Here is an 11,455-nt window from a genome sequence, read left to right as displayed (position 1 = left end):
GCCTCAATCTTCCGCCTGCATAAGGCGTGCGGCGTATCGCGCCATGAGATCAACTTCAAGATTGACGTGCGCGCCAATCTGCAGCTGACCTATCGTGGTGACCTTCGCGGTATGAGGTATGATCATCAGACTGAAGACGTCCTTTTGAACCGCATTGACCGTCAACGACACGCCATCGACCGCGATCGATCCCTTCTCCGCCACAAATTTCGCAACGGATCCGGGCGCGCGAATCACCAGATTCAGCCAATCGCCAGTCTCGACTCGGTTCACGACCTCTCCCAGACCATCAATATGGCCGGTCACGAGGTGTCCGCCGAGCTCATCGCCCATGCGGAGAGACCGCTCCAGATTGACTTCGCTGCCGACAGACCATTGGCCGAGTGTGGTCCGGTCAAGGGTTTCCGGCGAGACCTCAACCACATGAAGCCCTCCCGAAGGAGTGGCCGACTTTTCAATCACGGTCAGACAGGCACCAGCATGACTGATCGACGCGCCGATATCGATTGAGTCCGGATCATAGGCGCTTTCAATGCTGAAACGCCGGTCCGATTCACCGGAAACAGCACGCACAACGCCCTTGGCGGTCACAATTCCGGTAAACATTCAGGCCTGCTTTCGTCTGTAGGTTTCGCGCAGATCAGCGCCGCATTCTTCAATACTGATACGCTCGAAGATGGGCGCTTCATCCAGTCGCTCAAGGCCAAGCGCTGCCATTACCGGCATTCCGTCTCCCCCGAGCAGCATGGGGGCCCGGAACCATTCGATCTGATCAACGAGATCATGCTTGATCGCACTGCCGGCAATCCGCGCGCCCGCCTCGATCAGAATGGACTCGCCGTCCAGATCGGCAATCTGCTCAATGGCCGCCTTCAGGCTGATATGTGGTCCGTCATAGCGGTTCAGGGCGATCACACTTGCGCCCCTAGCTTCAATCGCGGAGCGAATGTGAGCGGGAACATCGGCCCCGCATATAAAAAGTAAAGGCCCACCCTGTTCGAACAATCGCGCCGTATCGGGTGTACGAAGCCGTGTGTCCATCACCACCCTGCCCGGCTGATCTCCTGCAAAGTCCGGTAGGCGAACCGTCAAATGCGGATCATCCGCCAGCACCGTGCCAACGCCGGTCAGAACGACATCATGCGCGCCGCGCAGTTGATGGACCGCCTGCCGGGAGGCCTCGCCCGTTATCCAGCGGGATTGACCATTGGCCAGCGCAATGCGCCCATCCAATGATGTGGCAAGTTTCAACGTAACTCGCGGACGCTCAGCTTCTTTCATGTCTCGGAAGGCGTATCGTCACCATTGGGCGGCCCCAATTGTTCGCCCTTGATGAAATCGCGGAAATCATCGACTTCCCGGAAATCCTTGTAAACGGAGGCGTAGCGAACATAGGCAACCGGATCGAGATTCTTGAGCGCGTCCATCACCAGCTCGCCAATCGTGTCCGATGTCACATCGGAATCGCCCGAACTTTCAAGCCGCCGCACAATCCCGGAAACCATCTGGTCCAGCCGGTCCGGATCAATGGCCCGCTTCTGACAGGCCAGCGAAACAGAGCGCGCCAGCTTGTCCCGGTCGAAGGGCACGCGCCGATTGCTGCGCTTGACGACGGTCAGTTCCCGCAGCTGAACCCGCTCAAATGTCGTAAAGCGCGCCGAACATTTCGGGCAGGACCGCCGGCGCCGAATGGAGGCCCCATCCTCGGCAGGCCGGGAGTCTTTCACTTGAGTGTCAGGGTGACTGCAGAACGGACAGCGCATTTTTCAGAGCCTAGCTCAATTCGGGATAGATCGGGAAGCGGCCGGTCAGTTCCAGCACTTTGGCTTTCACGGATTCCTCGACGGCCTTGTTGCCAGACCGGTTTTCCGCAAGCGCATCCAACACCTCGACCATCATCTCGCCGACCTGTTTGAATTCCGCCTCGCCGAATCCGCGTGTTGTCGCAGCGGGCGAGCCGATCCGGAGACCGGACGTCACCATCGGCTTCTCAGGATCAAAGGGAACGCCATTTTTATTGCAGGTCATGAACGCGCGCTCCAGCGCCTTCTCGGAAATGTCGCCCGTCAGGGATTTCGGACGGAGGTCCACAAGCGCCAGATGCGTATCAGTGCCGCCGGAGACGATTTCGTAGCCGCCATCCTTCAGGGTAGCAGCCATGACCTGGCAATTCGCCACGACAGACTTGATATAATCCTTGAACTCAGGGCGGAGCGCCTCGCCAAACGCCACTGCCTTGCCTGCGATGACATGCATCAGGGGACCACCTTGGATGCCGGGGAAGATGGCCGAGTTGAATTTCTTCCCCAGATCCTCGTCGCGCGACAGGATCATGCCACCGCGCGGGCCTCGAAGGGTTTTGTGCGTTGTGGTCGTGACAACATCGGCATGCGGAACCGGGTTGGGGTATTCGCCAGCGGCGACCAGTCCGGCGAAATGCGCCATGTCGACCAGAAGATAGGCGCCGACAGAATCCGCGATGGCCCGAAAACGCTCAAAATCGATGATCCGCGGATAGGCTGATCCGCCCGCAATGATCATTTGCGGCTGGACCTCCTTGGCCTTTTCTTCCAGCGCATCATAGTCGATCAGCGCATCTTCCTCGCGCACGCCATAATGATGTGCGTCAAACCATTTGCCGGACATGTTCGGCTTGGCGCCATGGGTCAGGTGCCCGCCGGCATCGAGGCTCATCCCGAGAATTTTGTCGCCCGGCTTCAGGAGCGCCAGAAACACACCCTGATTGGCCTGGCTGCCGGAACTCGGCTGCACATTCACATAGGCAGCGCCGAACAATTCTTTCGCACGGTCTCGAGCCAGCTCTTCTGCGATATCGACGAATTCACACCCGCCATAATAGCGCTTGCCCGGATAGCCTTCGGCATACTTGTTGGTCAGAGGAGAGCCCTGCGCTTCCAGAACGGCGCGGGAAACGATGTTCTCGGAGGCAATCAGCTCGATCTGCTGTTGCTGGCGCCTGATTTCCTTACCGACCGCCGCGGCAAGATCCGGATCGGCACTCGACAGCGACTGGCTGAAAAAATCGTCATTCACGGCATACTCTCCTGAAACGCTACGCGGGACATGCTTGATAGGCCGCAACAGGCAGGCTGACAATCTTTGACTTTCGCAAGCGCGCGACCTTAAGCAGCAAAAAGCTCAAGTATTCGATGTATTTTTGACTATTCGTGTGTTGCTATTTGAAGCCGCGAATTTTAAACAGAACTGGTCGACTTATCGAAGTCAAAGAATACACAAGGCAAACGGAGCCCCTATGACAGACGAAATCCTCCCCCCGATCGATGAAGAAGAAGTTCTGCGCATGACAACGGACATCGTGGCGTCCTTTCTGACCCACAATTCCGTGCCGGCTGACAGCATTCCGGACCTCATCCGGTCGGTTCATTCCACAATGGGCGAAATCAGTGGCGCCGCGGCCAAGCCGGAACCGAAGTCCAAACCGGCGGTCTCTGTCGCGAAGTCCGTGACCGACGATTACATCATCTGCCTAGAAGACGGCAAAAAGCTGAAAATGCTCAAGCGTTATCTGCGCTCGCAATACGACATGTCGCCGGACGAATATCGCCGCAAATGGGGTTTGCCGTCCGACTACCCGATGGTGGCTCCGGCCTATTCGCGCAAGCGTTCGGCATTCGCCAAGGATATCGGCCTTGGGCGCGGTGGCCGTAAAGGCAAATAAGCGCGCAACGTCAGACTTTTATACCGCGGCCGGGTGATCCATCATCCGGCCGTTTTCTTTGCGAGGACAGGCCGAGCTTCCGCGCCAGCTTCGCGCCGGCCACGCGCTCCATGTCGAGCCGGCTGGCCGTTTTTGGTGACTGGATTATCACTTCCGCGCCGGTGGCCACGTCTATGGCGGCCACGCGAATGGCGGACGAAGTCTCCACAAATTCATAGATCACCTCGCGCCCGGCGAGGGGATGCCCTGTATGCGGTGAACCGGTCAGGCGACCCGCCGGGCTTTGAACCGGACCCAGACTTCCTGCAGCGAATCGATCAGTTGATCGAACATCTCGTCCGAATGAGCTGGTGTCGGTGTAAAGCGCAGCCGTTCGGTTCCGCGCGGAACGGTCGGGTAATTGATGGGCTGCACATAGATCCCGTGATCGTCCAGCAAGGCATCCGACAGACGCTTGCACATCACAGGATCGCCCACCCAGAGCGGAACGATATGGGTTTCGCTGTCCATGACCGGCAAATCGGCTTCGCGCATGCGCCGCTTCAGCGTTGCCGCACGCTCCTGATGAGCTTCACGCAATTCATGGGCAGATTTCAGATACTCCACCGAAGCGCGCGCGCCGGCCGCCAATGCGGGCGCAAGCGATGTTGTGAAGATGAAGCCTGGCGCCCAGGACCGGATCGCATCGACCAGCGCACCGTCCGCCGCAATATAGCCGCCCATAACGCCATAAGCCTTGCCGAGCGTGCCTTCGATGATGTCGACGCGGTCCATCAGGCCCTCGCGTTCGGCAATCCCGCCGCCGCGCAAGCCGTAGAGCCCGACCGCATGGACTTCATCAAGATAGGTCAACGCATTGTATTTGTCCGCAAGATCACAGACCGCTTCAATCGGACCGATATCCCCGTCCATGGAATAGACCGACTCAAAGGCGATCAGCTTTGGCGCATCCAGCGGTGCCGCCCGCAGCAATTCTTCCAGATGCTCGACATCATTATGCCGCCAGACATGTTTTTCACATTTGGCGCCTTTGACTCCTTCGATCATCGAGGCGTGGTTCAGGGCATCCGAAAAAATGATCAGACCCGGCAGAATTTTGCCAAGCGTGCCGATGGTAGCTGAATTGGAAATATAGCCCGAGGTGAAGAGCAGAGCCGCGTCCTTGCCGTGCAGGTCAGCGAGCGAGCGCTCCAGCTCGACATGGTAATTCGTGGTACCGGAGATGTTGCGGGTGCCGCCCGCCCCTGCACCGACATCATCGATGGCCTGTTTCATCGTCTCGGTCACACAGGCGCGCTGGCCCATGCCGAGATAATCATTCGAGCACCAGACAACGACATCGCGGACATCGCCCTCATCCGTCCGCCAGCGCGCACGCGGGAATTCCCCCTTGTAGCGGCGCAAATTGGCAAAGACCCGATAACGCCCTTCAGCGCGCACGCGGGAAACAGCGGATTTGAAGGCGTCTTGGTAATTCGTCATGGGCCTGCTGCGTTAGTGCTCATTCCTGTTAACGGCACTAATGCAGCAATTCCGTCTGTTTGGCGAGTTGGACGAATGGACGCAGCCGAAAAAATTACAGCCGGAAGCGAATATGATCGGCCCAGAAGCGCTCCAGGCGATCCAGCGCAACATTTGTGGCCTCGACCGTATCGGTCGTCAGACCACCGGACGGCTCCAGCGCAATCGATTGCCGCGCAAACAGCGCCGACAGGCGCTCGCACACATCCTGCCCGCTTTCGGTCAGGCTGATGCGCACCGTGCGGCGGTCATTATTGGACCGCTCCTGATTCACAAAGCCCAGATCAACGAGCTTCTTGAGATTATAGGAGACGTTCGAACCCAGGTAATGGCCGCGCGATTTCAGCTCACCGGCCGTCAGCACCTGATCTCCGATATTATAGATCAGAAGGGCCTGAACACTTGTCAGGTCACGGAGGCTTTCGCGATCAAGTTCATCCTTGACCACATCGAGCAATTGCCGGTGAAGGCGCTCGACACGTTGCAACAATTCCAGATAGTCGGCGCGAATTTCCGCAGCCGGGGCCAGTGTCTCGGCAAGAGCCATGACGGTTTCTCCATTCCACCCAAATGTATTTTGTTATTTTGGGGAACGGTAACCCAGACAGGTTAAAAACCGATTATTCCGCTTTCCAGCTGCCCTGGAGCAGTTTGTAGATGCCCGAGAAATCCGCATCGCGGCCGCCCAGATTGTCAAACAGGGCATAGAGTGCTTCGGCCTGCGCGCCCATCGGCGTCGTCGCTCCGGAGGTGGCAGCGGCATCCATCGCCAGTTTGAGATCTTTCAGCATCATCGCGGTTGCAAAACCGGGCGTATAGCCCCGGTTGGCCGGCGAGGCTTCCACGGGACCCGGCACCGGGCAATAGCTGGTCATTGACCAGGACTGGCCAGACGCTTTCGAGGCAATATCGAAAAACCGCTGCTGATCGAGCCCGAGCTTTTCGGCCAGCGCAAAGGCTTCGCAGGTTCCGATCATGGTAATACCAAGAAGCATATTGTTGCAGATCTTGGCCGCCTGCCCCGTGCCAGCATCACCGGCATGGATGACCGCCTTGCCCATGATGGACAGGAATTCCTCAGCCTTTGAAAACGCGTCATCCGGCCCGCCCACCATGAAGGTCAGCGTACCGGCCTCGGCCCCGGCGACGCCGCCCGAGACCGGGGCATCGACGAACGGAAACCCTTTTGCGGCCGCCGCTTCACCCACCGATCTTGCGGTCGCCACATCAATGGTCGAGCAGTCCATCATCAGCGCGCCCGGCTTGGCATTGGGAAAGACCTCGCCCTCATAGACTGCCCGGACATGCTTGCCCGCGGGCAACATCGTCACAACGGCATCAGCACCCATGACCGCGTCGGCCGCGCTCGCCGCGCCCTTGGCGCCTGCGCTTTCGGCGCGCTTCACAGCAGCGGCGCTCAGATCAAAAGCGCGGACATCATGCCCGGCTTTCGCCAGATTGGCGCACATGCCCGAGCCCATATTGCCCAGTCCGATGAATGCGATGGTGGCCATGATCTAAACTCCCGATTTGGCGTTTGGTTTACGGCGTGCTGTCGGTAAAATCCACAAACGCATAAGGATCAACCAGCCAAGCGGCCCCAAAAACATCAGGGCAATCCAGGCGCTTGAATACCGTGCATCTTCCAAGCGCCGAGCGCCGGCAAAAAACAGTAAAACTAACGAAACGATCCCATACGCCGAGAAAACTAGCGGCGCGGAGGAGCCCCCAAGGCGTGTTGAATTGATGTCGATCAACGCAATCAGCATGGTTATCAACAGTCCGAGAAGCGCCAGGAAAGCAAAGAAATACCAGAAGTCATAGCGTTTTGTCCGGCCGCGCAACGAAAACGCTACACTCAGCATTCTGGAAATAACGTCCATGATTGCTTCCTGCATTCCGCCTACAAAAACGTCAGTTCTTTATCGCTTGTCAGCGGTTCGAAATACGCAGCAATGATCGCATCATCGACGCCATCAAGTGTCGCCGGCGACCAGTTCGGCGCATTGTCCTTGTCGATGATGACTGCACGTACGCCTTCGTAGAAATCCACGCCGCCGAGACAATGCGTCGACAGGCGCAACTCCTGCCGCATGACGTCCTCGAAGGATTTGTCGCCGCCGATGCGGATGGCCGCGCAGGTCAGCTTCAGCGCTGTCGGCGATTTCGTCGCGATGATCTTGGCCTGCTTTTGCGACCAGCTATCCCCGGCCTCCGTAATCCGCGAAACCATCGCCGCCACATCATCGCCGGCAAAAGCCGCATCAATCAGGCCGCGTGTCACCGCCAGATCGGAATCACCCGGATCACCGGAATGTTCTTCCAGAATAACCTCCAGCGCGTCCTCATCGCTCAGATCCGCGCTTTCCAGCGCCGAGATCAGGGCGGGCAGGTCCGCAGACGGCGTATAGTGCGTCGCAATACCGGTCGCGACGCAATCGGCCGCTTTCAGACGCGCCCCGGTCAGCCCCATCCACATGCCGATCTCTCCGGCCAGACGCGGCAGGAAATACGTGCCACCCACATCCGGGAAGAAACCAATTCCGGTTTCCGGCATGGCCAGCATGGTGCGGTCACCGGCCACGCGGTGCGAGCCATGAACCGAAATGCCGACACCGCCGCCCATGGTGATGCCGTCAATCAGCGCGACATAGGGCTTGGGATATTCCTTGATCAGCGTGTTGAGCTGGTATTCGTCATGCCAGAAGCGCCAGGCATCTTCGCCGCCCGCCTTGCCGCTATTGTGCAGCATCAGGATGTCGCCGCCGGCGCAGAACCCCTTCTCGCCTTCGGCATCGACGACCACGGCCTGAATTTCAGGATCATCCGCCCAAGCCTGCAACGCAGCGATCATGGCATGCACCATGTCCATATTCAGCGCGTTCAATACCTTGGGGCGGTTCAGCGTAATGCGGCCAATCTGGCCAACCTTGCGGGCAATGATTTCGTCGGTCATTTCATCCAGGCTTTCAGCTTAAATCGGCGAGTGAACGCACGAGCATCCAAATCCATATCACGGTCAATATTGTGCCAGATACTGCCGCTGCTAATCGCCACCAGACACCGCGTGGTGGAAAAGCCAAGAGGGCAAAAAACATAAGCCCTGGAGTCCAAAAAAGCGAAAAAGCGACGGCGGTTACTTGTTGCGTGTCCTGGTTCAAATAAGGCAGCAAAGAAAATAGTGCCGAGGAATAAAGGAGCAAAAACGTGCCGGTGCGCGTTACGCCCCAAAATGCTATCCTTTTGTGATCGATCATGTCGTATAGGTCCTGGTCGCGCGAAGTAGAGGCTTTCGAAGATCAATCAGATGAATACCCCAATGCGTAAGGAACCCGAATTTGAATTCCCATTGGGCGTCACAAGCAGTTCCGTTTTCATGGGTTCGCAACACACACAATAGGTCGAGACCAATATGCTGCATATCAGACCAAGGATCTTCGTCAGGAATAACAGCAAACTCGGTTAGTAGGGCAAATCGCTTCTCGATCTCTGGCAACGACAAATCTGCGGGTCTCGGCATTTCACGATCATCATCTTCGATAATTGGAAAAGGCAGTAACTGCGCGGAAAGCGAGAGTTCGTCAGTCAATCTACATAATCGGACAATGTCATCCGGCGTCGCAACTGCTGGCCCAGATACGCAATCGACAAATGCCCCGGCCAGCTTCATCGCCAATTCCAATTGACCTCTAGCGGAATCTACCATCAGCGCAGCACATCCTTGGCAATGATCACGCGCATGATCTCGTTCGTGCCTTCAAGGATCTGGTGGACCCGCAGATCTCGCAGAATGCGCTCGATCGGATAGTCCTTCAGATAGCCATAACCGCCATGCAGTTGCAGCGCCTGATTGACGATGTCGAAACAGGCATCGGTCGCAAACCGCTTGGCCATCGCACAATGCTTGGGCGTGGACGGGTCTTTCGCATCGATCGCCGCAGCCGCGCGGTAAAGCATCAGACGCGAGGCCTCGAGGTCGGTTGCCATGTCAGCCAGCTTGAACTGGGTGACCTGGAAACCGGCAATCGGCTTGCCGAACTGTTTGCGGGATTGAACATAATCCGCCGCCACGTCCAGCGCCTCAGCGGCCCCGCCAAGCGAACAGGCCCCGATATTCACGCGCCCGCCATTGAGGCCATTCATGGCAATCTTGAAGCCGATGCCTTCCTCTCCCAGCCGGTTGGCAGCGGGAATACGGCAGTCTTCAAAATTCACAACGGCGGTCGGCTGGGAATTCCAGCCAAGTTTCTTTTCGTTCGCACCGAAAGACAGACCCGGCGTGCCTTTCTCGACGACAAAGGTGGAAATGCCGCCAGCCCCCTCACCGCCCGTACGTGCCATCACGACATAGATGTCGGAGCGGCCCCCGCCGGAGATAAAGGCTTTCGAGCCATTGAGGATGTAATCATCGCCATCCTTCACCGCCTTGGTCCGCAGCGATGCGGCATCAGAGCCCGCGCCCGGCTCGGTCAGGCAATAGGACGCAAAATGCTCCATCGTCATCAGCGGCGGCAGGAATTTGGCGCGCTGCGCATCATCGCCCCAGGTGTCGATCATCCAGGCGCACATATTGTGGATAGAGATATAGGCTGCCGTGGAGACGCACCCGCGCGACAATTGTTCAAAGATCAGGGCCGCATCGAGCCGGCTCATACCCGACCCGCCAAACTCGTCACCCGTATAGATGCCGGCAAAGCCCATTTCGGCGGCTTCGCGCAATATATCTTCGGGGAAATGCTTGGTCTCGTCCCATTCTGCCGCGAACGGCTTCATGCGGTCCTCGGCGAATTTTCGCGCAGCGTCCTGTATCAGGCTCTGGTCTTCATTGAGCTCGAAGTGCAAATCAGGCTCCATCCGGGTTTTGAAAAAGGCCGCGAAGCCCTAACGTGGACCACGCGTTTGGGCAAGCTGTGAGGGTAGACGACGATGAGCACATTTCCAGCCACACGCCTGCGCCGCCTCCGGCAAACCGACTGGTCGCGCCGCCTCGTGCAGGAAAACGTCCTGACGGTGAATGACCTGATCTGGGCGGTTGTCGTGTCAGATACCGCAGACCCGACCGAGCCCGTGGCCGCCATGCCGGGCGTCGAACGTCTGGGTCTGAGCGCCCTTGCGGATGCTGCAAGGCGTGCCGAACAGCTTGGCATTCCGGCGATGGCGATTTTTCCGCACATCGATCCAGCGAAGAAAGACGAAGACGGATCCGAAGCGCTCAATCCGAAAGGGCTGATCCCGCAGGCCATTCGCACCATCAAGGACGCCGCGCCCAATGTCGGCGTCATCTGCGATGTCGCGCTCGACCCGTTCACCACGCATGGGCATGACGGTATTTTGAAAGATGGCGTCATCCTGAATGATGACACCGTCGACCGCCTCATCCAGCAGGCTCTGGTTCAGGCGCGTGCCGGATGCAACGTCGTCGCACCGTCCGACATGATGGATGGCCGCATCGGCGCCATCCGCGAAGCGCTGGAACTGGAAGGTTTCACCGATACGATGATCCTGTCCTATGCGGCGAAATACGCCTCCGGCTTTTACGGCCCCTACCGGGAAGCCATCGGCTCGGGCACCGTGTTGCAAGGGGACAAGAAAACCTACCAGATGGACCCGGCCAATACCGAGGAAGCCTTGCGCGAAGTCGGTATGGACCTCGACGAGGGCGCGGACATGGTCATGGTCAAGCCCGGCCTGCCCTATCTCGATATCGTTCGCCGCGTCTCGGAAACCTACGGCGTGCCCACCTTCGCTTTTCAGGTCTCCGGCGAATACGCCATGATCCAGGCGGCGGCCGCCAATGGCTGGATTGATGGTGACCGGGTGATGCTGGAAAGCCTGATGGCTTTCAAACGCGCCGGTGCTGCGGGAATTATCACCTATTTTGCGCCGAGGGCGGCTGAAGTTCTGAGTAAATAATTGTTGGAACCGCGCCACATTTTAGCCGGGCCCGCCTGCCAAGAGTTGCTTAGAGAAATTCTGAATTCAAGCGAGTGGCTTTAGACAGTGAACTCTTGGCGGTTAATCGTCTACGCAGGAATAGCCGCGATTATTGCATCGTGTATCGTTGCGGGCGGAATTCTTGCTTACGCCTATCTCCAACACAATCCGTGGTATTTTCCTGGTGCTGAAACGGAAGCAAATCGGTACCCGCAATCTCTAGACAGTTATCTCGAGGTGTTTCAGACCGCGCTGGGCAACATAGTACAACATGCGATTACGCTTTTTATTTGGCTCATG

General features: G+C 57.9%; 15 protein-coding genes. 2 read left to right on the top strand and 13 right to left on the bottom strand.

Annotation, left to right across the window (positions count from 1 at the left end):
- Window positions 1-3 precede the first annotated feature (3 nt).
- From P0D52_RS06175 to glyA, 4 genes are read right to left on the bottom strand one after another with little or no spacing between them, the layout of a single operon-like run.
- The gene (locus P0D52_RS06175; protein WP_394694552.1) at window positions 4-606 is read right to left on the bottom strand and encodes a riboflavin synthase; all 603 of its coding nucleotides are present in this window, start codon (window positions 604-606) and stop codon (window positions 4-6) included.
- Window positions 607-1,281, bottom strand: coding sequence for a RibD family protein (locus P0D52_RS06170; RefSeq protein WP_394694551.1), 675 nt, complete (start codon window positions 1,279-1,281; stop codon window positions 607-609).
- Entirely contained in the window at window positions 1,278-1,763 is a 486-nt protein-coding gene (gene nrdR, locus P0D52_RS06165; RefSeq protein ID WP_394694550.1) for a transcriptional regulator NrdR, read from the bottom strand. The genes P0D52_RS06170 and nrdR overlap by 4 nt, the downstream gene beginning before the upstream one ends.
- A gap of 10 nt (window positions 1,764-1,773) precedes the next feature.
- Window positions 1,774-3,054 (bottom strand): serine hydroxymethyltransferase, encoded by a 1,281-nt coding sequence (glyA, locus tag P0D52_RS06160; RefSeq protein WP_394694549.1) that lies wholly within the window; start codon window positions 3,052-3,054, stop codon window positions 1,774-1,776.
- 220 nt (window positions 3,055-3,274) lie between these two features.
- On the opposite strand from glyA, the gene P0D52_RS06155 reads away from it, so the two are divergent.
- Complete coding sequence (locus P0D52_RS06155; protein ID WP_394694548.1) at window positions 3,275-3,700, top strand: MucR family transcriptional regulator; 426 nt, start codon at window positions 3,275-3,277, stop codon at window positions 3,698-3,700.
- A gap of 10 nt (window positions 3,701-3,710) precedes the next feature.
- On the opposite strand, the gene P0D52_RS06150 is transcribed toward P0D52_RS06155, so the two are convergent.
- From P0D52_RS06150 to P0D52_RS06110, 9 genes are all read right to left on the bottom strand, one after another.
- A complete protein-coding gene (locus tag P0D52_RS06150) occupies window positions 3,711-3,923 on the bottom strand; it encodes a DUF6898 family protein (RefSeq protein ID WP_394694547.1) in 213 nt (70 codons plus the stop codon).
- Window positions 3,924-3,964: 41 nt separating this feature from the next.
- Window positions 3,965-5,182 (bottom strand): 5-aminolevulinate synthase, encoded by a 1,218-nt coding sequence (hemA, locus tag P0D52_RS06145; RefSeq protein ID WP_394694546.1) that lies wholly within the window; start codon window positions 5,180-5,182, stop codon window positions 3,965-3,967.
- 94 nt (window positions 5,183-5,276) lie between these two features.
- The gene (locus P0D52_RS06140) at window positions 5,277-5,768 is read right to left on the bottom strand and encodes a winged helix DNA-binding protein (RefSeq protein WP_394694545.1); all 492 of its coding nucleotides are present in this window, start codon (window positions 5,766-5,768) and stop codon (window positions 5,277-5,279) included.
- A gap of 73 nt (window positions 5,769-5,841) precedes the next feature.
- Window positions 5,842-6,735, bottom strand: coding sequence for a 3-hydroxyisobutyrate dehydrogenase (gene mmsB / locus P0D52_RS06135; protein WP_394694544.1), 894 nt, complete (start codon window positions 6,733-6,735; stop codon window positions 5,842-5,844).
- Window positions 6,736-6,738: 3 nt separating this feature from the next.
- The gene (locus P0D52_RS06130) at window positions 6,739-7,104 is read right to left on the bottom strand and encodes a DUF805 domain-containing protein (protein WP_394694543.1); all 366 of its coding nucleotides are present in this window, start codon (window positions 7,102-7,104) and stop codon (window positions 6,739-6,741) included.
- Window positions 7,105-7,124: 20 nt separating this feature from the next.
- Window positions 7,125-8,177, bottom strand: coding sequence for an enoyl-CoA hydratase/isomerase family protein (locus tag P0D52_RS06125; RefSeq protein WP_394694542.1), 1,053 nt, complete (start codon window positions 8,175-8,177; stop codon window positions 7,125-7,127).
- Between the two features lie 13 nt (window positions 8,178-8,190).
- Window positions 8,191-8,478, bottom strand: coding sequence for a hypothetical protein (locus P0D52_RS06120; protein WP_394694541.1), 288 nt, complete (start codon window positions 8,476-8,478; stop codon window positions 8,191-8,193).
- Window positions 8,475-8,927, bottom strand: coding sequence for a hypothetical protein (locus P0D52_RS06115; protein WP_394694540.1), 453 nt, complete (start codon window positions 8,925-8,927; stop codon window positions 8,475-8,477). Before P0D52_RS06115 ends, P0D52_RS06120 begins: the two co-directional genes overlap by 4 nt.
- Window positions 8,927-10,075 (bottom strand): isobutyryl-CoA dehydrogenase, encoded by a 1,149-nt coding sequence (locus P0D52_RS06110; protein ID WP_394694539.1) that lies wholly within the window; start codon window positions 10,073-10,075, stop codon window positions 8,927-8,929. Before P0D52_RS06110 ends, P0D52_RS06115 begins: the two co-directional genes overlap by 1 nt.
- Window positions 10,076-10,147: 72 nt before the next feature.
- Here P0D52_RS06110 and hemB point away from each other — a divergent pair, with 72 nt between their 5' ends.
- Window positions 10,148-11,134, top strand: coding sequence for a porphobilinogen synthase (gene hemB / locus P0D52_RS06105; RefSeq protein ID WP_394694538.1), 987 nt, complete (start codon window positions 10,148-10,150; stop codon window positions 11,132-11,134).
- Window positions 11,135-11,455 lie beyond the last annotated feature (321 nt).

Source organism: Hyphobacterium sp. (assembly GCF_043584775.1).
GTDB lineage: Bacteria > Pseudomonadota > Alphaproteobacteria > Caulobacterales > Maricaulaceae > Hyphobacterium.
This window is presented reverse-complemented; position numbering and strand designations above follow the sequence as displayed.